Source organism: Halomonas sp. 141 (assembly GCF_002810305.1).
Taxonomy (GTDB): Bacteria; Pseudomonadota; Gammaproteobacteria; order Pseudomonadales; family Halomonadaceae; genus Vreelandella; species Vreelandella stevensii.
Map to the genome: position 1 here is coordinate 18,303 of NZ_PINZ01000028.1, position 23,095 is coordinate 41,397.

General features: G+C 62.2%; 21 protein-coding genes. 4 read left to right on the plus strand and 17 right to left on the minus strand.

The window, feature by feature from the left end; translation table 11 throughout:
- Positions 1-142: 142 nt before the first annotated feature.
- From CWI66_RS12200 to nrdR, 10 genes are all read right to left on the minus strand, one after another.
- Positions 143-2,284, minus strand: a complete 2,142-nt coding sequence (locus tag CWI66_RS12200; protein WP_100731825.1) for a methyl-accepting chemotaxis protein — start codon at positions 2,282-2,284, stop codon at positions 143-145.
- Positions 2,285-2,458: 174 nt separating this feature from the next.
- A complete protein-coding gene (lon, locus tag CWI66_RS12205) occupies positions 2,459-4,930 on the minus strand; it encodes an endopeptidase La (protein WP_100731826.1) in 2,472 nt (823 codons plus the stop codon).
- 149 nt (positions 4,931-5,079) lie between these two features.
- On the minus strand, positions 5,080-6,333 hold the full coding sequence (locus CWI66_RS12210) for a DUF945 family protein (RefSeq protein ID WP_100731827.1): 1,254 nt from the start codon (positions 6,331-6,333) through the stop codon (positions 5,080-5,082).
- Between the two features lie 55 nt (positions 6,334-6,388).
- Positions 6,389-6,862, minus strand: a complete 474-nt coding sequence (locus CWI66_RS12215; RefSeq protein ID WP_100731828.1) for a phosphatidylglycerophosphatase A family protein — start codon at positions 6,860-6,862, stop codon at positions 6,389-6,391.
- Positions 6,859-7,836, minus strand: coding sequence for a thiamine-phosphate kinase (gene thiL, locus CWI66_RS12220; protein WP_100731829.1), 978 nt, complete (start codon positions 7,834-7,836; stop codon positions 6,859-6,861). Before thiL ends, CWI66_RS12215 begins: the two co-directional genes overlap by 4 nt.
- 34 nt (positions 7,837-7,870) lie before the next feature.
- A complete protein-coding gene (nusB, locus tag CWI66_RS12225; protein WP_016913295.1) occupies positions 7,871-8,374 on the minus strand; it encodes a transcription antitermination factor NusB in 504 nt (167 codons plus the stop codon).
- The gene (ribH, locus tag CWI66_RS12230) at positions 8,371-8,859 is read right to left on the minus strand and encodes a 6,7-dimethyl-8-ribityllumazine synthase (protein WP_016913294.1); all 489 of its coding nucleotides are present in this window, start codon (positions 8,857-8,859) and stop codon (positions 8,371-8,373) included. Before ribH ends, nusB begins: the two co-directional genes overlap by 4 nt.
- A 4-nt stretch (positions 8,860-8,863) precedes the next feature.
- Entirely contained in the window at positions 8,864-10,030 is a 1,167-nt protein-coding gene (ribBA, locus tag CWI66_RS12235; RefSeq protein WP_016913293.1) for a bifunctional 3,4-dihydroxy-2-butanone-4-phosphate synthase/GTP cyclohydrolase II, read from the minus strand.
- A 72-nt stretch (positions 10,031-10,102) separates the two neighbouring features.
- Positions 10,103-11,254, minus strand: coding sequence for a bifunctional diaminohydroxyphosphoribosylaminopyrimidine deaminase/5-amino-6-(5-phosphoribosylamino)uracil reductase RibD (gene ribD / locus CWI66_RS12240; protein WP_100731830.1), 1,152 nt, complete (start codon positions 11,252-11,254; stop codon positions 10,103-10,105).
- Positions 11,251-11,763 carry a transcriptional regulator NrdR gene (gene nrdR / locus CWI66_RS12245; RefSeq protein WP_040460675.1) on the minus strand — a complete coding sequence of 171 codons (513 nt, stop codon included), beginning with the start codon at positions 11,761-11,763 and terminating at the stop codon, positions 11,251-11,253. The genes ribD and nrdR overlap by 4 nt, the downstream gene beginning before the upstream one ends.
- Before the next feature lie 282 nt (positions 11,764-12,045).
- On the opposite strand from nrdR, the gene CWI66_RS12250 reads away from it, so the two are divergent.
- The 3 genes from CWI66_RS12250 (at position 12,046) to dsbG (ending at position 15,573) form a co-directional block, all read left to right on the plus strand.
- Positions 12,046-13,809: a sugar phosphorylase gene (locus CWI66_RS12250; protein ID WP_100731831.1), complete on the plus strand. Its 1,764-nt coding sequence runs from the start codon at positions 12,046-12,048 to the stop codon at positions 13,807-13,809.
- A 101-nt stretch (positions 13,810-13,910) separates the two neighbouring features.
- Positions 13,911-14,726, plus strand: coding sequence for a TlpA family protein disulfide reductase (locus CWI66_RS12255; protein WP_100731832.1), 816 nt, complete (start codon positions 13,911-13,913; stop codon positions 14,724-14,726).
- A gap of 64 nt (positions 14,727-14,790) precedes the next feature.
- Entirely contained in the window at positions 14,791-15,573 is a 783-nt protein-coding gene (gene dsbG / locus CWI66_RS12260; RefSeq protein ID WP_100731833.1) for a thiol:disulfide interchange protein DsbG, read from the plus strand.
- A gap of 821 nt (positions 15,574-16,394) precedes the next feature.
- On the opposite strand, the gene CWI66_RS12265 is transcribed toward dsbG, so the two are convergent.
- The 7 genes from CWI66_RS12265 to CWI66_RS12295 form a co-directional block, all read right to left on the minus strand.
- The gene (locus tag CWI66_RS12265; RefSeq protein ID WP_016913287.1) at positions 16,395-17,414 is read right to left on the minus strand and encodes a c-type cytochrome; all 1,020 of its coding nucleotides are present in this window, start codon (positions 17,412-17,414) and stop codon (positions 16,395-16,397) included.
- Positions 17,411-18,073 carry a c-type cytochrome gene (locus CWI66_RS12270; RefSeq protein WP_016913286.1) on the minus strand — a complete coding sequence of 221 codons (663 nt, stop codon included), beginning with the start codon at positions 18,071-18,073 and terminating at the stop codon, positions 17,411-17,413. Before CWI66_RS12270 ends, CWI66_RS12265 begins: the two co-directional genes overlap by 4 nt.
- A gap of 22 nt (positions 18,074-18,095) precedes the next feature.
- Positions 18,096-19,451 (minus strand): ATP-binding protein, encoded by a 1,356-nt coding sequence (locus tag CWI66_RS12275; protein WP_081193619.1) that lies wholly within the window; start codon positions 19,449-19,451, stop codon positions 18,096-18,098.
- Positions 19,448-20,149, minus strand: coding sequence for a response regulator (locus CWI66_RS12280; RefSeq protein WP_016913284.1), 702 nt, complete (start codon positions 20,147-20,149; stop codon positions 19,448-19,450). Before CWI66_RS12280 ends, CWI66_RS12275 begins: the two co-directional genes overlap by 4 nt.
- A 145-nt stretch (positions 20,150-20,294) precedes the next feature.
- Positions 20,295-20,717, minus strand: coding sequence for a DUF6691 family protein (locus tag CWI66_RS12285; protein ID WP_081138184.1), 423 nt, complete (start codon positions 20,715-20,717; stop codon positions 20,295-20,297).
- Positions 20,714-21,175 (minus strand): YeeE/YedE family protein, encoded by a 462-nt coding sequence (locus CWI66_RS12290; RefSeq protein ID WP_100731834.1) that lies wholly within the window; start codon positions 21,173-21,175, stop codon positions 20,714-20,716. The genes CWI66_RS12285 and CWI66_RS12290 overlap by 4 nt, the downstream gene beginning before the upstream one ends.
- Positions 21,176-21,209: 34 nt before the next feature.
- Entirely contained in the window at positions 21,210-22,076 is an 867-nt protein-coding gene (locus tag CWI66_RS12295; RefSeq protein ID WP_100731835.1) for an MBL fold metallo-hydrolase, read from the minus strand.
- A gap of 195 nt (positions 22,077-22,271) precedes the next feature.
- Here CWI66_RS12295 and CWI66_RS12300 point away from each other — a divergent pair, with 195 nt between their 5' ends.
- A complete protein-coding gene (locus CWI66_RS12300) occupies positions 22,272-23,057 on the plus strand; it encodes a cache domain-containing protein (protein WP_269799710.1) in 786 nt (261 codons plus the stop codon).
- The last annotated feature ends 38 nt before the right edge of the window (positions 23,058-23,095 follow it).

Consider the following 23,095-nt stretch of genomic DNA (forward strand, 5'->3'; position numbering starts at 1 on the left):
CGCTTCCTTTTACCAAGCCGACCTGGTGACGCGCATTGATATGCAGCCGTCGTTATGAAAAACAGGCAAAAAATATGCCACCCGGGGGTGGCATAGGCAAAACACATCGTGGGTTTTCATTGATGCTGAGCACAGCACTCCGTCAGAAGGTTTCCCAAGGCTCGTCCTGGTGGGGCAGCGCATGGCGTGCCGACGCATCAGGCTGCTGAGGAACGGCTTTCTTCACACGTGCCAGTTTTTCCCGCGCTGCCGCAATACTCTCTTCCTGGGCACCTTCCAGGCGGAACGCATCGACCACGTTGGCCAGCTCGAACGCTTCCAGGGTCAGGTTGTCTGCGGAGGCAGCAATGGACTGCACCTTGGTAGCGTTTTGCTGTGTGACGTTGTCCATCTCCGCAATCGCCGAATTGATCTGGCCGATTCCACTGCTCTGCTCGCTGGAAGCGGTGCTGATCGAGGCCATCAGCTCGCTCACCTGGTTGACCTGGCGGACGACGTTCTCGATGGCGCTTTCGGCTTGCTCCACGGCATTGCGCCCACCGCTGACTTCCTGAGTGGTGCTGTCGATCATCTTGCGGATTTCCTGGGCAGCATCAGCACTGCGGCTGGCCAGGGTGCGCACTTCACTGGCCACCACGGCAAAGCCGCGACCATGCTCTCCGGCCCGGGCGGCCTCGACGGAGGCGTTCAGCGCCAGAATATTGGTCTGGAAGGCAATGCCATCAATCACGCCGATCATTTCGGTCATCTTCTCGGCGCGCTGGGCAATACGCTGCATACGCTCTACCAGCTGCTCCATTTGCTGGCGGGTTTCCTGAGTGCTGCTGGCGTTTTGCTGAGCCAGTTCGGTGGCCTGGCGCGCGTTGTCGGTATTCTGCTGCACGGTAGAGGTCATCTCTTCCATGCTGGAGGCCGTTTGCTGCAGCGAGGAGGCCTGTTGTTCAGTGCGTGACGCCAGTTCTTCGTTTTCAGCAGCGATTTGCTGAATCGCGGGCGTCACCACCGCCACTCGGTTTTCGACCTCGCTGACGATACTGGAAAGGCTGAAACGCATGGTGTCCAGCGAATATAGCAGCTCTCCCAGCTCATCGTTGCTTTGTCGGCGTTCGCGGGCGGCCAGGTTACCTGCGGCAATCTGGAAGGTCATATAGCGCGCGCCCGCCAGGCTGCGCATCACCGAGCGCAGGATCATCACGCTCAAGCCGATCATCACCAGTAGTCCTACGGCCATCAGCACCAGTTGCGCCACCAGCATCTGCTGGCGCCCCTGATGCGCCTGAGCCACCAGCGCATGGGCGCCTTCCCGTTCGGCATCGACGAGCTGATCGCTCAACTGTCGCAACTGCTCAGTGGCGGGCTGCACGGCTTCATTGAAGGCCTCGAACGCCGCGAAGCCATTGGCCTGGCTAACGGCTGTCATGGCGCTGGTCACGCCAGAGGCCCAGACGTCGAGAGATTGCTCGGCGGCTTCCAACACCTCGGCAGCCGCTGCGCTATCGGTCGAGTAATCCTCCCAAAGGTCCTGAACCGACTGCATGATTTCCTGAAGGCGTGCGTCGAGTACCTCCAGACTTACTCGGCGCGGGTTGCGCACTGCGGGTTCCAGCTGTTCGACGGCGAGCCCCACCTGGCGCTCCATCAGCTGCAGATTGGCAATCGCTTCGAGTCCCGAGCGGTTCAGCGTATCCAACCGCCCTCCCGACACCATCAGCCCATAGACGCCAAGCCCACCCGCCATGCCCAGCAACAATAGCGCGGTAATGACCATCCCCGTCAGCTTGGCTTTTAAACTACTGAACTGAAAGCGAGCAAGGAGCCCACCCAGGCCACGCCGAATCAGTGCCCCCTGGTGTAAGCGGTAGCGGCGTGACTTGCCCTTGGCACGAATCTCGGCATATACCTGCTCGGCCCGGGCGATACGCTTGGCAGACGCCTTGCGGCGCAGCGAGGTGTAGCCCACGATCCGCTCGCCGTCGCGCAGCGGCGCCACGGTAGCAATGACCCAGTAGTGGTCGCCGTTCTTGCGGCGGTTCTTGACCGTGCCCTGCCAGGTACCGCCGGCCTGAATGGTTTTCCAGAAGTCGGCGTAGGCGGCCTCGGGCATGTCCGGGTGTCGGATCATGTTGTGGGGCGCGCCCACCAACTCCTCACGGCTGTAGCCACTGACCTCCACAAAGGCCGCATTGGCGTAGGTCACGTTGCCTTTCAGGTCCGTACGAGAAATCAGCACGGTTTCTTCATCCAGCACGTATTCGCGCTGTGTCACAGGCTGGTTGTTACGCATCGCTGCTCCCCAGGGGTGATTCAATATTTTTTTAGTGATTTCATTATCTACCCTACTCAATCGTGATTAATCGTTGAATAGCCACATAAAAAACGCCGCTCTTCAAAGAGCGGCGCTAATCGCAAGGTTTGACGTCACGTGACACACCAAGTCATTACATAGCCATATTCCAGGTTACCGGAACACTACATTGGCCACATCCCGGTAGCGGCTGGCGAAGTGTACGGTCATGCCTTCTTTCAGGTACTCCGGCAGCTCATCGTAATCACGGCGGTTGGCTTCCGGCAGGATCACTTCGAAAATGTCGCTGCGCCGGGCAGCAATGACTTTTTCGCGTATCCCGCCCACTGGCAGAACCTGCCCGGTCAGGGTTAGCTCCCCAGTCATGGCCAGCGGGCGATTGATGGCCTGGTGCTTGGCCAGCGACAGCAGCGCCGTGGTCATGGTGACCCCCGCCGATGGGCCATCCTTGGGTGTTGCCCCTTCTGGTACGTGCAGGTGCACGAACGCGGAGTCGAAGAAGTCGGCATCGGCACCGAACTCGGCCAAATGCCCCAGAGTGTAGCTGTAGGCGATATTGGCCGACTCTTTCATGACCTCACCCAGCTTGCCGGTGAGCTTGAAGCCGCGGTCCAGAGAATGGATCTTGCCCGCCTCGATGGGCAGCGTAGCGCCCCCCATGGAGGTCCAGGCCAGGCCGGTCACGACCCCTTCACCCTTGAGTACTTTCTCCTTGCGGAAGAGCGGCGCGCCCAGGAACTCTTCCAGGTTATTGACCGAAATCTTGACCGTTTCCACCTGCTCTTCCAGCAACTTGACCGCCGCCTTGCGCACGATGCGGTGCAGCTGTTTTTCCAACTGGCGCACCCCCGCCTCGCGGGCGTAGCCATCGATGACCTGCTTGAGGGCGGCATCGGTCAGGTTGATGCGTTTTTTCGGCAGGTTGTCGCGCTTCAGCAGCTTGGGCCACAGGTGGTGTTTGGCGATCTCCAGCTTCTCTTCGGCGATATAGCCGGACAGGCGGATCTGCTCCATGCGGTCCAGCAGCGGGCCAGGGATGCTGTCCAGAGTATTGGCCGTACATACGAACAGCACCTTGGAAAGGTCCATGCGCACGTCCAGGTAGTGGTCCAGGAAATCCACGTTCTGCTCGGGGTCCAGCACTTCGAGCAGTGCCGAGGCCGGGTCCCCCTGGAAGGATTGGCCCAGCTTGTCGATCTCATCGAGCATGATGACCGGGTTTTCAACTTCCACTTCCTTGAACGCCTGCACCAGCTTGCCGGGCATGGCACCGATGTAGGTGCGTCGGTGGCCCTTGATCTCGGCTTCGTCGCGCATGCCGCCTACCGAGAAACGATAGAACTCACGCCCCAGCGCCTCGGCAATGGAGCGGCCGATGGAGGTCTTGCCCACCCCCGGCGGCCCCACTAGCAGCACGATGGAGCCCCCCACATCGCCTTTGAACGTGCCTTCAGCCAGGAACTCGATGATGCGCTCCTTGACGTCTTTCAGGCCATCGTGGTCTCGGTCCAGCACCGCGCGGGCATGGCCAAGGTCCAGCTTGTCCTGGCTGGTGACACCCCAGGGCAGCGATGTCAGCCAGTCCAGATAGTTGCGCGTGGTGCCATACTCCGGCGAGCCGGTCTCCAGCACGCTGAGCTTGTTGAGCTCTTCGTCGATGCGGGCCTGAACACGCTCCGGCACCACCAGTGACGCCAGGCGATTCCTGAACGTATCCACGTCGTTTTCGCGGTCGCCCTTGGAAATACCCAGCTCGCGCTGTATCACCTTCAACTGTTCACGCAAGAAGAATTCACGCTGGCGCTCCTGCATCTGCGCGTTGACCTGCTCACTGATTTCGCTTTGCAGCTGGGCAACGTCGATCTCCTTGCGCAGTAGCGGCAACACCTTGTGCATACGCTCCGCTACGGGCAGCGTGGCCAGCACGTCCTGCAGTTCAGGGCCTTTCGCCGAGGTGATGGCAGCGGCAAAATCGGTGAGCGGCCCAGGCTGATGGGGGCTGAACCGGTTGAGGTAGTGCTTCAACTCCTCCCCGTACAGCGGGTTGATGGGCAGCAGCTCCTTGATGCCGTTGATGATCGCCATGGCGTAGGCCCGGGTCTCCTCATCCTCGGCATTGACCGGCTCTTTCGGGTAGGTCACTTCCACCAGATAGGGCGGTTCCTTGGAGAGCCAGCGCTGAATCTTGAAACGCTGCAAACCCTGGGCAATGAACTGAATCTGCTGCTCTTCGTTTTTCAGCTTGTGCACCTTGACGGCCGTTCCGATCTCGGGGAAGCCGTCATGATCCAGGGAGTGCACCCCTTGTTCTCCGACGAACGCTACCCCAATGGTGTGATGTGGCGTGTTGCCAACGCGGCGCATGGTCTCTTCCCAGCGCTCACGATTGATCACCAGAGGCTGTACCTGGGCGGGAAAGAACGGGCGGTTGTGAATTGGCAGCAGATAGATACGCTCGGGCAGCATATCGCTGGCAGGCACCAGTGAATGGGTGCGCTCACCATCCGAGCGGTGATCGTTTTCGTTCTGGTGTTCTGCGTGGTGTTCTTGGTGACGGTCCGAATGCTCGCCTGCAGCGAGCCAATCGAGGTGTTCGTGATCGCGGTCGTAATCCTGGTCGCTCATGCGCCCTCCCCATCAACAGTAACCAGCAGCAATGACCAGCAAGGGGCTTGCCCGTCACTGTCGCCGCTTCGTATGGTTAATGGGATGTGGGCAGCCAGCGAAAACTTCAACCCTGAACGCCATTTAACAGCGTACTTATTGGCTAAACATCAGGGCCACAGGGACGGCATGGGGCGGCCATTGACGCGCCAAACGCCACGTACCACGTCGAACTGCAGCTCCCGGGTGCCGAGGGGCAGCCCCAGCCATAGCGCTGCCACGGTGGGCGCGTCATGCCAGATGAAGTCGCCGTCGATACGTGCCCGCCAGCGCGCCTGCTCTTCAGGTTTGTCCAGCGACACGACGCGCAATCTATCCAACTGTCGGCCATCGAAAAACAGCGCACCGTCTGCGGCAACTTGCAGGCCGAGCAGCGGGCTATCGAGTTCGATGGTGGTGACATCGAGCCGTGGAGAGTCGCTCAATACTTGCAGCAGATCAGGTTCCAGCCGCGCCAGCAGGCCTTCGGCCATGGGCAGCGCGGTATCCCCCCAGGCAGCTTCCTGGCGCAGCCGACGAATCACCTGACGCATGGCATCACCGTTCAGCCGCGACAGTTCGGCCGCGACACGACCGCTCAGCAGCGGTGTCTCCGGCGCTTCGCTAGGCACCAGCACCTCGCCCAGCACCAGCTCTCCCTGAATGCTCAGCTCGGTTTCATCCAGCGTCATCTGGCTGTAGAGATCCAGCGGGGTGATCTGGATATCGTAGGCGGGGTAGTGCATCGACAGGCGGTCGATGCGCAGGTGGTCACGCTGGGTGAAGTGGTAGGCATCGTCGATGTAGGTGTAGCGGCTTTCCAGGGTGGTGGGCCCCAGCGTCAATTGGGACAAGCCATCGGTCAGCGTCAACTGATCGAACAACCCCCGCAAGCGCCAGTCGCCAAACATGCCCTCCAGGCGCACGCGAGCCCCCCGCACCTCCAACTCACGGCCATTCTGCTGAATCACGAAGGGGGCCAGCGCCAGCCGCAGCTCGGTGCGACCACTCAGCGTCTGATAGCGACCCTGCCAACGCGGCACGGAGGGGGCAGACACATCGCCCACGGCCTTTTGCAGCACATTGTCCAGCCGGGGTAGCAGAGTGCCCTGCACATCGGTAGACAGCAATCCATGGCGGGCGTCGTAGGTCAGCTCCAACTGCCAAGGGCGGCCCAATAAGGGCGACAGCACCAGTTGCCCGCGTGATGTCAACCAGCCCTGACGGCTATCCAGGCGCTCTACCCGCCATTCACCTCGGGCTTCCAGGTCTTCCAGCCCCTGACGCAGGCTCCGTTCGAACAGGATGCTCGATAGCAGTTGCGCGACCATCCATATCACGGCAATCACCGAGAGGATAGGCACGATTAAACGTTCCTTGCGCATGCTATCTCCTTGTATGGCCTCCTGACAAAGCGCAGCGCCTGCTATCGGGCGTCGACTAGTGGAGCCAGAACCATAAGTGCATGGTACTCCAGGCGTAGATGCCTGCCATGACGTCGTCGATCATGATGCCAAAGCCCCCCGCCACTCGGCGGTCGGCCCAACGGATGGGCCAGGGCTTGAACACATCGAAAATACGAAAGACGATGAACCCCCAGAGGGCAGCTTCCCAGGAAAAGGGCACCGCGGCCATGGTGATCCAGTAACCGACGAACTCGTCCCACACGATGCCGGAGTGGTCGTGCACCCCTAGATCATGGGAAGTTTTATCGCATAGCCAGACACCGACGATGAAGGCCACGAACACGATACTGAGATACCAGACCAGCGGCAGGTCCGCCATCATCCAATAGAAGGGAATTGCCGCCAGCGTACCGAAGGTGCCCGGCGCCCAGGGCACCGTGCCACTCCCCAAGCCAAAGGCGAAGAAGTGGGTGGGGCGTCGCCAGACGCTAGCCGGTGCGCGGTTCATTGGACACCCCCACGAAAGTGCTGCCAGCCAGACTCGGCCACCGGCGCCACGCCGGTAATGCCAGGCGCATCGGTGCACTGGCCAATCACACTGAGCGCGATCCCCTGCTCTGCCAGCCGTTGCCTGGCCTGGGAAACGTGCGACGGGGGGAGCGTGACCAGCAGCTCGTAGTCGTCGCCTCCGGAAAGCGCTGCGCGCTGGGCTGCTTGCGCGCCCAGAAAGGCTTCCAGCCCTTCCGCCAGCGGTAGTTGCTCTGCCTCCAGCGCAGCCCCCACCTGGGAAGCTTCACAAAGATGCGTGAGATCCGCCAGCAGGCCATCGGAGATATCCAGCGCCGCGCTGGCCAGGCCACGCAGGGCCATGCCTGCTGCCAGGCGCGGCTGGGGCAACAGATAGCGCTGGAGCAACGGGTGCTGCATGTCTCTTTCACCCTGTTGCCACAGCGCTAGCCCGCCCGCACCACCGCCCAGCGCGCCCGTGACGGCAATCACATCGCCGACACGAGCCCCGGAGCGGGTCAATGCTTCACCGGAGGGCACTTCGCCCATCACCGTCACGGCAATGCTTAGCGCTCCTGCAGTGACATCGCCCCCCGCCAGCGTAGTCTCGTGCCGACAGCACAGGTCATGAAAGCCATCGGCATAGCCCGATAGCCACGCCTCGGCGGCCGCACTGCCGGGGAACGCACGCTGGTCGAGGGTCAGCGCCATCAAGCACCAGCGGGAGCGTGCCCCCATGGCCGCCAGGTCGCTGAGCGCCACGGCCAAGGCGCGATGGCCGACCGCATGAGCAGGCGCATCATGGGGAAAATGCACGTCCACCACGGAGGTGTCCACACTGACCACGAGCTGCTGCCCCGCTTGGGGCAGCAGTAAGGTGGCGTCATCGCCGCATCCCAGGGCAACGCCATCCGTCGCTTTCGCCTCCTGCGGCGACATGAAGAAACGTCGAATCAAATCAAATTCGGCAAGCACAAAGGCCCCTTAAACGCTTGATCAGGTCGCCCGCTTACAAGCGGCGGGCGCTGACTTCGGCACTTCGCAAGCGGTTGGCCAGCTTGTCGAGAATGCCATTCACGTACTTATGGCCGTCGGTGGCGCCAAACGATTTTGCCAGCTCAACGCCTTCGTTAATGACCACGCGGTAAGGCACTTCCATGCGGCGCGAGAGCTCGTAAGCGCCCAGCCGCAGAATGGCCAGCTCTACCGCGTCCAGGTCTTCCAGACGACGATCCAGCAGCGGTGCAATGTCACGATCCAGCTCGGCTTTGAAGCGCACCGTGTTGTGCAGCAGCTCATGAAACAGCGCTTTGTCGGCGATTTCCATGACCTTGACCCAGTTCTCGTGGTCTTCCAGGTCGTCGTCCGCCTTCTGGCTACGAAACTCGGCTTCGATGGTCGAGATCGACTTGCCGGTCATGTGCCATTGATATAACCCTTGTACCGCCAACTCCCTTGCGGCGTGGCGTCCCTGCTGTGCCGCAGAGGACTTGCGCTCACGTCGCTCGCTCATTGGGTATCTCCTGCGGGCAGCGCGCGCAGCAGCGACACCATTTCCATGGCGGCCATGGCGGCTTCGGTGCCTTTATTGCCTGCTTTGGTGCCCGCTCGTTCGATGGCCTGTTCAATGGATTCCACGGTCAGCACGCCATTGGCGACCGGCGTGTCGAACTCCAGCTGCAGGTGATTGATGGCCGTGTTGCAGCCGCCCGCCACGTACTCGAAATGCGGCGTGCCGCCACGAATGACCGCGCCCAGCGCGATGACGGCATCCGGCTTCATGACGCTGAGCACACGCTTGACCGCCAACGGCAGTTCCCAGGCACCCGGCACGTGAACGATATGGATTTGCTCGGCATCGACGCCGTGGCGGGTCAGGCTATCCACCGCGCCTTCTACCAGGCTATCGACCACGTGATGGTTGAATCGCCCCACCACGATGACATAACGGCCATCGACGTCGACAAAAGTGCCTTCAACTTGCGAAAGGGATTGCATCGATTTATTCCTGCTGAGTAGTGGGCTCATACGCCGTGTCATTGGGCCCCAGACGCTCGACCACTTCAAGATCGAACCCGGAAAGCGCCGAGAATTTCCACGGGGAGCTGAGTAGCCGCATCTTGCCGACGCCCAGATGGCGCAGAATTTGCGAACCCGTACCAATGGTTAAATAGTTGCCGGCACCGTCCGAATCGTTGGTACGCGGCTGGCGTACCCGATCCAGGAAGATGTCCAGCTGGTCTTTCAGATCCTGATGTGGGCGCCCGTCATCGATCAGGACGAACACACCGGCGGGCGCTTCGGCGATTTCACGCAGGGCACGGTGGGCATCCCAGCGGCACTGCTCGCCTTTCATCAGCCCCAGCACGTCGCGCAGCGTATCGGCCAAGTGTACACGAACCGTGGTGGGCTGCTCGGCGGTGGGCTGGCCTTTCACCAGCGCCAGGTGGTGAGCCCCCTGGATACGGTCACGGAACACATGCAGCGCCAGCTCGCCATGCACCGTGGACACACGACTGGTCTCGATGGCGTCGACAGTCTGTTCGTTGACGATCCGGTAGTGGATCAAATCGGCAATGGTGCCGATCTTGATACCGTGGGCCTTGGCGAAGGCTTCCAGCTCGGGGCGGCGCGCCATGCTGCCATCGTCGTTCATGATTTCACAGATCACGCCGCTGGGGTCGAGCCCTGCCAGCGCCGCCAGGTCGCAAGCCGCTTCGGTGTGGCCTGCCCGGCGCAGTACGCCACCCGGCTCGGCCATCAGCGGGAAGATATGGCCGGGCTGCACGATATCCGTGGGCTTGGCATTGGGTGCGGCGGCGGCCTGCACCGTGCGTGCGCGGTCAGCGGCAGAGATGCCGGTGGTCACGCCTTCGGTTGCCTCGATGGACAGCGTGAACTTGGTGCCAAAACCGGACCCGTTGTCGCGCACCATGAGCGGCAGGTTAAGCTGCTCGCAGCGTTCTCGGGTCATGGGCATGCAGATCAGACCGCAGGCGTAGCGCGCCATGAAGTTGATATGCTCTGGCTTGACCAGTTCGGCCGCCATGATGATATCGCCTTCGTTTTCGCGATCCTCATCGTCCATGAGGATCACCATTTTGCCCTGGCGAATGTCTTCCACCAGCTCGGCGATAGGGGACAGGCCCTCAGAAGCGGAGTGCGCCATGGAATCTCCAAAAAAAGTGGTCGCATGGGATGCGATTTCGGGCGTCAGGGTACCTTGCTATGGCCGCTTGCGCTAGTCGACCCGGGGGGTCGCGATAATCTGCCAGTCCTGGCCTACCTGGCGAAACTCCTTGATCACCAGGCGCTTTTGATCCGCCATTCGGGTGATCCCCGGCAACTCGAACAGCGGCCGGGCATCGCCCCCGAGTAGTGTAGGAGCGACGAACAGCTGCAACTCATCGACCAGCTGCGCGTCCAGCAGTGCCCCGGCCAGCGTCGCACCGGTCTCTACCAGTAGTTCGTTTACCTGCTCATTATCGGCTAACCAGCGCAGCATGTCAGCAAGCTCGACGCGCCCGCCGGCGTCGCTGGGCAACACCTGAATCTCGGCACCAGCCGCCTCCAGTCGCTGACGCTTGTCGGGGCTGTGCTGGTCGGTGGTGATGATCAGCGTGCGCCCCGGCTCACGCAGGCAGGCCGCCGCCAGCGGCAGCCGCAACCGAGAATCCAGAATGATCCGCAGCGGCTGGCGCCGTACGATCTCTTCGGCCTGGGGTAGCGCCAGCTGTTCGGGCCGCAACGTCAGCCGCGCATCGTCCATGATCATGGACTCCACGCCACTGAGAATCGCGCTGGAGCGTGCCCGCAGGCGCTGCACTTGGGTGCGCGCCTGCGGGCCAGTGATCCACTGCGACTCCCCTGAGCCCATGGCCGTTCGACCATCCAGGCTCATCGCCATTTTCAAGCGCACGAACGGACGCCGTGACTGCATGCGCAACACGAACCCGGGATTGAGCGCCCGTGCATCCTGCTCAAGCAGGCCCACGTGAACCTCGATACCGGCAGCTCTCAAATGCTCTATCCCCCGCCCACTCACTTGCGGATTGGGGTCCCCCATGGCCACTACCACGCGCCCTACACCGGCATTGGCCAGCGCCACGGCACAGGGGCCGGTACGCCCGGTATGGGAACAGGGCTCCAGCGTCACATAGGCCGTGGCGCCACGGGCCTGTTCCCCTGCGGCTGCCAACGCATGCACTTCGGCATGCGGCTCACCGGCGCGTAAGTGGTAGCCTTCGCCCACGACCTGCCCTTCGGCCGAACGATCGTAGCGGACGATGACGCACCCCACGCGGGGATTGGGGTCCGTGGTATACAGGCCCTGGCGGGCCAGTTTCAGGGCGCGGGCCATGAAACGGTGGTCTGCAACAGAGAACAGGCTCATCCTTCAGCCTCTTTCGACGCGGGCCCACTGGCAGCGTCATCGCCAGGCTCTTGAGCAGGTTCCTGAGACAGCCGGTCGATTTCAGCCCGAAACTCGTCCAGATCCTGAAACTTACGATACACCGACGCAAAGCGAATATACGCCACCTGATCCAGGCTGCGTAGCGCCTGCATGACGGCCTCGCCCACGTCACGGGCATTCACCTCGCGGTCACCGCGGGCGCGCAGGGATTGGCGGATACGCTCCACGGCGGCTTCGATGGCTTCCGCGCTGACCGGGCGCTTTTCCAACGCCCGCAGCATGCCAGCTCGTAATTTAGCCTCGCTGAAGGTCTCCCGCGAGCCATCCGACTTCACCACCCTGGGCATGATCAGCTCCGCCGTTTCATAGGTCGTGAAGCGCTCATGGCAGCTTGCACACTGGCGACGGCGACGCACCTGGTCACCGTCGGCCACCAGGCGTGAATCCGTTACTCGCGTATCGTTTGCACCACAAAAAGGACAATGCATGGCAGTCAACCTATTGTCGGCACGCACCCTCAAGTGCGCTCAGCGTGTCAGCCCCGTAGATACCAGCCGTGCCAACGGGCCGCCTGCTATCTCTTGTTTTGTAAGCTATTTTAAGAACTCTTCAAGGATCGTTGGGTAAACCATCCCACTACCGCTTGTCGTGCCTGCAAAAGCAGGCGTACTCATGACTTGTACGTCATTTCGCACAGTATTCTCCTATATTGTAACGATTTGGCACACAAGCTGCAGCGTTTGTCGAAGGTTGATTGAAAGGAGGCACCCATGACGGCATTTGAGCTCAGGCTACAGCGTTACTTGACCCACCTGTACGGCGAGCGCGCAGGGGAAGTACAGCGGCGCCTCGAACAGCATTTGGCACACTTCCGACCGCTGCTTCCAGCGGCGCCTTTATCTGCTGAGCAGAGCGGCATTGCACCAACATGGAGCGAAAAGGATCAGTGGGTCATCAGCTATGGTGACTCCATCGTGGCAGACGGCACGCCCCCACTGGGCGTACTGAACCACTTTCTGCAGCGCCACCTGGGCGAGACGATCAGCGGGGTGCACGTGCTGCCCTTCTTCCCCTGGAGCAGCGACGACGGTTTTTCGGTCATCCATTACCGGGAGGTCAACCCCGAACTGGGAGACTGGTCGCATATCCGTGACCTGGCCAGCCACTATGACGTGATGGGCGACCTGGTGCTCAACCACGTTTCCCGTGAATCGCTGTGGTTCGTGGATTACCTGACCGGCAGCCTGCCGGGGCGGGACTACTTTATCGAGGTGGACCCTGACACCGATGTTTCTCAGGTCACGCGGCCACGCAGTAGCCCGCTGCTCGTGCCTGTCTCCACCCGCCGGGGCACACGCCACCTGTGGGCCACGTTTTCGGAAGACCAGATCGACCTGAATTTCGAGAACCCGGATGTCCTGCTGGAATTCGTCGGCATCCTGCTGTTTTATCTGCAGCAGGGAGTGAGGATCATCCGCCTCGATGCCGTGGCATTCTTGTGGAAGCGGCTGGGCACGGCCTGTATTCACCTGCCCGAAACCCATACCGTGGTGCGCCTGCTACGCGCCATCGTCGATGAGATCGCCCCCGGCACCTTGATCATCACCGAAACCAACGTGCCCCACGCCGAAAACATCAGCTATTTCGGCCTCGAACGCCTGGCGGAAGGCCCGCCGGACGAAGCGCACATGGTATACCAGTTCGCGCTGCCCCCGCTGCTGCTGCACACCCTCACCCGTGGGGAGGCCAGCACCCTGCAAGGCTGGCTAGCCAGCCTGCCGGTGCTGCCTGAACACTGCACTTACCTCAACTTTACCGCTAGCCACGACGGCATCGGGGTACGCCCGCTGGAGGGCCTGCTGCCGGACCACGAACGGGACGCCCTGCTGGAGCTGATGCACCGCTTCGGTGGCTTCGTCAGCATGCGCAGCAACCCGGACGGCAGCGACACACCCTACGAAATCAACATTACCTGGTTCGAGGCCATGCGCGGCACCCGGCGCGGCCCCGACCCTTGGCAAATTGCGCGCTTCCTGTGCAGTCAGGCCATCATGCTCAGCCTGCAAGGCATTCCTGCGCTTTACCTGCACACCTTGACCGGCACGCTCAACGATGTCGAAGGTGTCGAGCGCAGCGGTCGGCTGCGCTCCATCAACCGGCGTCGCTGGCCGCTGGACGAACTGGAGCTGCTGCTGGAAAGCCCCTCCACCCCCACCCACGATGTCTTCCATGCCCTGCGTCGGCTGCTGGACCTTCGCCGTCAGGAGCCCTGCTTTCACCCCAACGTGCCCCAGCAGGTCATCAGCACGCCAGCAGAGCTGCTGGCCATCGAGCGCGGTCCGCTGGCCAATGGCCGACGCTTGCTGGCCCTGTTCAACGTCACCGACCGCCGCATAGCCCTCGACCAGGGCGGCGAGGCATTGACTCAGCGACTGCAGCAGCACGCCTGGCAGCCGCTGGATACCTCGTCTTCGCTTCACCCGCCGGCATCCCTGCCTCCCTATGCCGTGCTCTGGCTGGTGGCTAACGCCTGACGCCTTGCGACATAACGTCTCAGGACAGAACAAGATAATCCTTTAATAATCCTTTCCTGCGACACTGTCCATCCAATTCGACGGTGGATACGTGAGCGTTTATGTTGCAACAAAGCCTGGCCATTGGCCCCATGGGGTTCAGCCTGCATCAGTTGATCATCGGTTTTGCCTTCTTACTCGCCCTGTTGGTAGGCGCCCTGCTGGGCAGGCGCCAGCAGGTTTCGGTCAGCGATACCCTGTTTACCCTGCTGATGGTCGCCCTGCTGGCGGCCAGGCTGGTATTCGTCGTGCGTTACTGGGGGGAATACGACGGCCTGCTCGCGCGGCTGGATATTCGTGACGGTGGCTTTGATCTGCTGGCCGGTGCATTGGCCGGGATAGGGTATGGCGTCTGGGCACTGTGGCGCTCGCCGCGTCAACGCGCGCCGCTGGGCGCGGCCATGCTCACCGGCGGTCTGGTGTGGGGCGTCACGCTGGGCAGCACCCTGCTCATCGAACAGCAGACCCGGCCGCTGCCCACCACCCCGCTCAGCACCCTGGAAGACACCCCCATCAGCCTCCCGGAGCTGGCTCAGCAACAGGGCCAACCCATGGTAGTGAACCTGTGGGCCAGCTGGTGCCCGCCCTGCATTCGCGAAATGCCGGTCTTCGAAGCGGCTCAGCAGCAGGAGCAGGACGTGACGTTCGTGTTCATCAATCAGGGGGAGAGTCTTCCACAGATCAACCGCTTCATGGCAGAACATGGCTTTCAGCTCGACAACGTCTGGCAAGACCCGCGCAATGCGCTGGGTCAAGTGACAGGTGCCCACGCCATGCCCACCACGCTTTATTATGATGCCCAGGGCCAATTGGTCAGCACCCACTTTGGCGAGCTTTCCCGAGCCACCCTGAACGATGGGCTATCACGTATTCGTTAAGCCTTCTACAGCGTAATCATGAGTTACCCGCTGCCGCGAGTGCGGCCTATTTGAGGATAAAGTGATGCAACGGATGTTTCCCATTCAGACGGGCCGTCTGACCATGCTGGCTGCGCTGAGCGGCTTTGCCATTACCAGCCAGGCCGATGCTCTACCCGCCCCGGTGCAAGCCCTGGCCGACCAGGGCATCAGCATTCACGGGCAGTTCGAGGCCCCCGGCGGTATGCGCGGCTACGGCGCCAGCGTGCAAGGCCAGGATATGGCCATCTACCTGACCGCCGACGGCGAACACGCCATTGTCGGCACACTGATGGACAGCGCGGGCAATGACCTGACCGAAGCGCAGCTGGACGAACATGTGCGCGTCCCGCTCGAAGCCGAAACCTGGCAACTGCTGGAAGAGAGCCACTGGATTCAAGACGGCAACCCGGACGCCCCCCGCGTGATTTACACCTTCACCGACGCCAACTGCCCTTACTGCCGCCAGCTATGGCAACAAGCTCGCCCTTGGGTGGAAGCCGGTGAAGTTCAGTTACGCCACATCATGGTAGGCATTCTGGCGCCAAACAGCCCCGCCCTCGCCGCCACCCTCCTCGGTGCCGACGACCCCGCCGAGGCCCTGCACCGCCATAGCGAAGGCGAATCCCTGAGCGCCAGTGCGCAACCTCGCGATATCGAAGAGCAGGTCTATGCCAATAACCAGCTTTTCGACGAACTGGGCCTATACGCCACCCCCACCAGCGCCTACCAACGCGAAACCGACACAGGCCTGCTACGCATCGACCGCATCCAGGGCATGCCCAACGAAGCCCGCCTTCTGGACATGATGGGCAGCGAAGCACCGTAAGCATGGAGGCCAGACTAGCCACCACGCCCAAGGTGGCTGTGGCTTTTAGAGATATCGTGTTGGGGTAATGACTCCGGCGCCACCGGGGCGGCTGACGCCGCCTCCGCGGGTGCCTCTTTCGCTCGTTGCTCTCGCTCAATCGTTACGCCGCGCTACAGGGGTGCCGCGATTTGACGTGGTGACGTATTGGGATTGATGTTGGCGACATACCGTAGCGCGGTGTAAGCGGAGCGCACCCGCGAAGCAACGCGGAAAGGGTTGCCGATGAGGGCACCGGGGGTGGCGGTGGCATGTTGTCATTCGAGGATGCTGTGGGTGCTGTGGCACCATCAGGGCGGCTGGCGCCGCCTCCGCGGGTGCCTCTTTCGCTCGTTGCTCTCGCTCAGTCGTTACGCCGCGCTACGGGGGTGCCGCGATTTGACGTGTGACGTATTGGGGGTGATGCTGGCGACATACCGTAGCGCGGCGTAAGCGGAGCGCACCCGCGAAGCAACGCGGAGAGCGTTGCCGATGAAGGCACCGGGGGTGGCGGTGGCATGTTGTCATTCGAGGATGCTGTGGGTGCTGTGGCACCATCAGGGCGGCTGGCGCCGCCTCCGCGGGTGCCTCTTTCGCTCGTTGCTCTCGCTCAATCGTTACGCCGCGCTACAGAGGTGCCGCGATTTGACGTAGTGACGTATTGGGAGTGATGTTGGCGATGTACCCGTAGCGCGGCGTAAGCGGAGCGCACCCGCGAAGCAACGCGCCAGCGTTGCCGATGGGGCCACCGAACGTGGCGGCGGCCTCATCGTTACGGGCAGCCGCCGCCCACCCCACAGCTGCTACTCCTCCGAAAGGTGCTGAAAACGCGGGGCGCCGACGTTCCAGGGTTGGATGTTACCGTTTTCGCCGTAGTTGTCGTGGTCGCCGAGGACGTGGCCGTCATGCTCACGGGTGTGGCCGTAGAGCGAACGGTTGTGGAAGGTGGGGCCGAAGCGCTCGGCGGTTTCGGCGATATCGCCGGTGTAGCGTGGGTCCTGGGGGCGCTCTTGGCTATTGATGTAGTAGGCGATGTCCCAGGCTTGCTGGCCGGTGAGCGAGCGTGGCTGGCCCAGCGGCATATTCTGATAGATGAAGCCTGCCATGGTTTCTACCCGAACAATGCCGGCCCCCCAGTTGTTGGAGCCATCGCCCCAGGGCGGTGGAAAGACGTATTCCCCGTTTTCGTAGTGGCCTGAGCCGTCGGACTGATGGCACAGAGCGCAATTTTCCAGGTAGGCCGTTTCCCCTCGGGCATAGCTGGGCGCTTCTTCATGCTCGGGGGCTGGAAAGCCTCGCCCATAGATGGGCTTGTCGGGGTACATGGGCGCCCCCGTGGCCAGCCACTGGTGGTAGGCGCTCAACGCCAGCATTTCATCGCTGCCGTACGCCGGCGGTGTGCCGTTCATGGAGTAGGCAAAACATCCGGCAATGCGCTCTTCCAGATTGTTGACGTGCTGATTCTTGCCACGAAAATCCGGTAGCGTGATGGCGGCGGCCCATACCGGCGCGCTGAACGGCACGCGCCCTTCTCCCAGGTGGCAGCTGGAGCAGTTCATATCGTTGTACACGTACTCACCGCGCAGCTGCTGGGTATCCGTGAACAGGTCGTAGCCGTAGCGAATGACTTTCTTGAGCTCCGGGTGCAGATCGGAGGCTTCCAGGTCGTCCATGGTGGGCGGCTCGTGGACCAGCATGTCCAGGGCGTCATCGGCACGCGGCTGCTGGGCCGACACCGCGCCTGCATAGAGCGCCAGCGCGGCTGCCGAGGCCAGAAGGCCGCCCGACAAGGTGAACGTCAAGGTCGTTGGACGCGTCATCATTGGCTAGCCTCCTGGTCGCGTTGAGGGGGTTGAGCGGCGTACCAGGCCGAGACGGCGGCAATGTCGTCATCGTTCATGCGCTTGGCCACGGCGCCCATCAGGTGTTGTGGATCGTTATGACGGGTATCGTTTTTCCATGCGTGCAATTGGGCGCTGATATAGCCTGCATGCTGCCCGGCAATCCCGGGAAAGTCGCTGCCCACTCCGTAGCCGCCGGGCCCATGGCAGCTTTGACACGACACGATGTAGGCATTCCAGTCGCCACGTTCGGCCAGCTGCTGGCCACGCGCCAGCAAGCTGTCTTCCACGTCGCCGCCTTGGCCTGGTGTCGCGGGCAGTTGGCTGTAGTAGGCAGCCACATCGGCGATTTGCTGGTCATTGAGCATGTTGGCAAAGGTCAGCATGGTGGCGTTTTGCCGCTCACCGGACTGATAGTCGTGCAGTTGCTTGGCCAGATAGTCGGCATCCAGCCCCGCCAGGCGCGGCCAGGACTCGCCGCCCGGAATGTTCATGCCGCTGCCGTCTGCCTGGTGGCAGGCAACACAGGTGGCGGCGGCGGTTTGCCCCCGTTCCGGGTCTCCCGCCTGGGCCATGGCAGCACTTGCCAGCAAGCAGGCCCCCGCCAGCAGGCCGACGTGCGTCGATTGGATGTATGGCATTCTTCCCCCTTGGCATTGCTTGTTATGTTGGGTCTTGCAGTAATGTCGTCGTTGGTGATGACGCGTGTGGTGGTAGCACTTCGGGCACCGTGAGGTGGGCCAGGAAACCTCCGGTGGGTGCATTGGCAAAGTGAACGCTGCCGCCAAAGCGCTCGGCGATGGCGGCCACGATGGCCAACCCCAGGCCACTGCCCTGGTGCTTGCTGGCCCGCCAGAATCGTTGCGTTAGCTGTTTCAGCGTGGCGTCATCCACCCCTGGCCCCTCGTCGGCCACGGTGAACGTGACCCGACCACCCAAACGCTGCACGCTCAGGTGAATCAGCGCGTTGGCAGGCCCATGGCGTACAGCGTTGTCCAGCAGATTGCGCAGCGCGGTAATCGCCAGCTCACGAGGCATGGCCAGCTGCACATCGGGTAATGCCTCAGGCACGCGGCACTGTGCTGGGTCGACCACGCTATCGGTGACGGCCAGCTCGACCACCGGAACGACGCTGCAGGGTTCGCCATCGTCGAAACGCATGCGCCCTTCCACCCGGGCCAGGGTGAGCAGCTGATCCAGCGTATCGGCCAGCCGCACCACGCCTTCTTCGGCGTGGCTCAAGGCTTCGCGTGCCAGCGGGCCTTCTGCCCGCTGCGCCACTTGAAGGTGGGTCTTGATAGCCGTTAGCGGCGTACGCAGCTCATGGGCGGCATCGTTGGTGAAGCGCTGCTCGCGCACCAGCGTCTGTTGAACGCGCACCAACAGCCCATTGAGCGTGTCGATCAGCGGCTTGATCTCCTTGGGCACACCATAGGTAGACACCGGCGCCAGCGCTTCCGGATGGCGGCTGGCCAGGGAGGCGCGCAAACGTGACAGTGGCGCCAGCCCACGCCATACCCCAATCCACAGGGCGACCAGGCTACCCACCAGCGCCACCACGAACGGCACCACAGCCACCCGCACGATGCCGCCCAGCAGCAGGTTGCGCTCATCCATGCGGTCTGCCGTGGTGATGATCAGCCCACCTCGCTCGTAGGTGAACACACGCCAGGTGGTCTCCCCTTCCTGACGGTAGCTATGGCCGTGCTGACCGGGAGCCAACACGGCCTCCATATTGGCGTGGGTCCGTGCAATGATCTCTCCACGTGGCGAGTGCACCTGGCAGGCCAGCCCTTCAATGGGTGGAATGGAAAGCGCGGCAGTCATGTTCTGCTCCCACACCTCTGGCGGCAGCTGATGAACCAGCCCAGCCACCATGCGCGCCGACTGGGCCAGCCGCTGGTCGAGGGTGCGCACGAAAGACGCCTGCAAATCGTTCAACAGCCACGCGGCAGCCACGCCCCAGAGCAGCACCAGCGTGATGCCCAGCGTCAACAGTAGCCGTGCGCGCAGGCTCATCGCTGCCCCTTGGGCCGCTGGCCGGGCACCTGGACCGCCTCGGGCTTGCCCAACCGATACCCCAACCCACGCACGGTTTCGATGATGCCGCTGCCCAATTTGCGCCGCAGGTGGTGAATGTGCACATTGAGCGCGTTGCTTTCGACATCGTCGCTCAAGCCATACAGGCTATCCTTGAGCTGGTCGGCGGAAAGCACGCTGCGCGGCGCATGCAGGAAAGCTTCCAGCAGCACCAGTTCACGACGCGACAGGGCAACCAGGTGATCGGCCACTCTCACTTCTCGGGCAGCCGGGTCCAGGGTCAGGGTGCCGTGCACGGTCAAGCCCTGGCTGCGTCCTGCCACACGCCGCAACAGCGCATGCAGGCGCGCGACCAGCTCATCCAGGTCGAAGGGTTTGATCAGGTAGTCGTCGGCACCGGTTTGCAGCCCATCCACCCGGTCACGCACGGCATCTCTGGCCGTAAGCACCAGCACCGGCGTGGTGACCCCCTCGTCACGCCAGGCTTGCAGCAGGGTCAAGCCATCGCCATCCGGTAACCCACGGTCGAGGATGACCACGTCGCTGGCGACACTCTGCATGGCCTGCCGCGCTGCCTGTAACGACGTCACGTGCTCGACCACAAAGTGATACATCATCAGTCCGGCGCGAATACCCGACGCCACCAGCGGGTCATCTTCAATCAATAGGACGTGCATAGCGGTTTCCTTGTTATGGAAGCAGCATGACAAAAGCGTATTAACCGAGCGTTAAGCGCCGGTCGAAAACCCTTGCCGCAGATCAAAAAAAACGCCCCTGCCGACAGAGGCAAGGGCGACAACATGCCGCGTTGGTTCGGTGGTGCTAGCGAGACAGGCGTGCAGCCCCCCACCAGCCCAACATCATGGCCGCCAACATGGCCAGTAACGGCAGCGTGACGCCGCCCAAAGAAGCAATGGCAGGCCCTGGGCAGTAGCCGGACAGCCCCCAACCCACTCCAAACAGCGCCGCACCGCCCAGCAGCTTGCCATCCAGCTCCTGGCGCGTGGGCAGTTGAAAGCCACCGGCCAACAGCGGCTGCCCCCGAGCAAACACCAGCCGGTAACCGACAAACGTGGTGCACACCGCGCCCCCCAGCACGAACATCAGCGTGGGGTCCCAGGCGCCCGCGATGTCCAGAAACCCCAGCACCCTCGCTGGGTCGGTCATGCCGGAAATAGCCAGCCCTAACCCAAACAGCAGCCCGGCCACGTAGCCCGCTGCCGTTTTCAACGCGGCCCGGCTCATACGCCACCCCCAATGACATGACGAACCACATACACCGTGGCGATGGCGGTCACCAGAAACATGCCCGTGGCCGCCATGGAACGCGGCGCCAAGCGCGCCAAACCACATACGCCGTGGCCACTAGTGCAGCCGCTGCCCAGCCCGGTGCCCAGCCCCACCAGCAGGCCCGCCAACAGCATCAACGAGACGCCACCGGCAGGCGCGCCAATCACTGCACCGGGGTTGCCAGCCACATTGCCCAGGCCTCCGCCCAGCGCCATGACCAGCAGCGGGCCGCTGACCAGGCCCGCCAAAAAAGCCACCCGCCAGGCGCTATCGCCCTTGGGCCGCTGAAGCACCAGCCCTCCAATGATCCCGCTGATGCCGGCAACACGCCCCAGCGCCCCCATCAACCAAACGGCGGAGAGCCCAATCAACACGCCCCCCACCAGCCCTTGCAGGCTTGCCATTACGTCCACCGTCTGCTCCTCGTATTACGTGGGTTGAAAAGATTCAGAAACGATTGAGCGGCACCTTGAGATACACCTGACCGTTGTCTTCCTCGGGGGGCAGCTCCCCAGCCCGCATGTTGACCTGCACCGACGGGATGATCAGCCGAGGCATGCCCAGGGTGGCATCTCGCTCGGTGCGCATACGCACGAAGGCGTCTTCACTAATGCCCTCATGCACATGAACGTTGGCCTGGCGCTGCTCGGCAACGCTGGTTTCGTGCTGGTACACGTCACGCCCCGGGGCCTTGTAGTCGTGGCACAAAAACAGCCGTGTCGTGTCAGGCAGGGCCAGCACTTTCTGAATCGAACGATAGAGAGTGCGGGCATCGCCACCGGGAAAATCACAGCGGGCGGTGCCGTAGTCGGGCATGAACAGCGTATCGCCGACAAACGCGGCATTCCCCACCACATAGGTCAAACAGGCGGGCGTGTGGCCAGGCGTATGCAGCACGCTGGCCTCCAGGGCTCCAATCATGAAGGTATCACCCTCCTGGAACAGCGCGTCGAACTGGCTACCGTCCCGAGCAAACTCGGTGCCCGCATTGAAGGCCTTGCCGAAGATCTCCTGTACCTCGACGATGTGCGCTCCAATGCCGGTCTTGCCGCCCAACTGGGCGTGCAAATAGGGGGCCGCCGAAAGGTGGTCGGCATGGACGTGGGTTTCCAGTATCCAGGCCACGTTTAGCCCTTCACGGCGCACGAACGAGATGATCTGCTCCGCTGAACGGGTATCGGTTCGCCCAGCGGCGTAATCAAAATCGAGTACGGAGTCGATGATGGCGCAGGCGGTGCCATCGGGGTCTCTCACCACGTAACTGAACGTGTTGGTTGGCTCATCGAAAAAGGGCGTGACGACGGGGCGTTGCATGATGGACCTCCAGCAGTTGACCGCATGCGTTAGGCATTTCACCCAGTGTAGCGCACAAAATATTATATGTTTATTACCTTTTAGAATTATCAATTGTAAAATTTAGTGAAATGAAGATTTTCTACTAAGGTTGCATGCACCATGGCCGATAAAAGTGAAGGCTTACTCACTGAACTCGTTTGATATAAGGACGCCATGAACAACCTGACCACAACACAGAAACTCTGGAGCACGCTGGGCATCATCTGGGTGGCCATGCTGCTTTTGGTGGGCTGGCTGGCGTGGGAAAACCGCCAGACCATCGCCAATGAACGCCGCGACAGCATCCAGTACATCGTCAACAGCGTTCACGGTCAGCTCGCCGATCTGCAGGCCCGTGCCGCCAGCGGTGAACTGAGCGTCGATGAAGCGCAGCAGCGGGCCATCGACAACCTTGCCAGCGTACGCTTTGGTGACGGCGAGTACGTGTTTGCGTTCGACAACCAGCTGGCCATCGTGTCACACCCCAACCGCCCCCGTGGCGAAGACATGACCAACTTCCAGGACGCCAGTGGTATGCGCCTTTACAGCGTACTGCGTGACGTGGCCCAGGCGGGCGGTGGCCACGTGGACTACTACTCGCGACGCATCTCGGGGGAAGAGCAATCGCCCAAGGTGAGCTATGTGGCCCACTTACCCGAATGGGGCTGGTCCATGGCGGCGGGTGTTTATGTGGACGATATCGATGCTGCCTTTGTCACTGGGCTGGTGCGTTCGGCGGTCATTCTGCTGATCATTGGTCTACCCGTGACGCTGCTGATGGGCTGGGTGATCAGGGATGTGGCGGGTCGGCTGGGCGGTGACCCACGCTATGCCGCCAGCGTAGTGCGTCATATTGCCGATGGCGACCTGACCCAGGCCGCCACGCTGAAAAGCAGTGACCACAGCAGCCTGCTGTTCGACTTGACCTCCTCCCCTCCCTCAGCTTGCGCTGCCGTCTGACGACGGAAAGGAAGGGGATTCCCTGGTTGTTGCCTTCC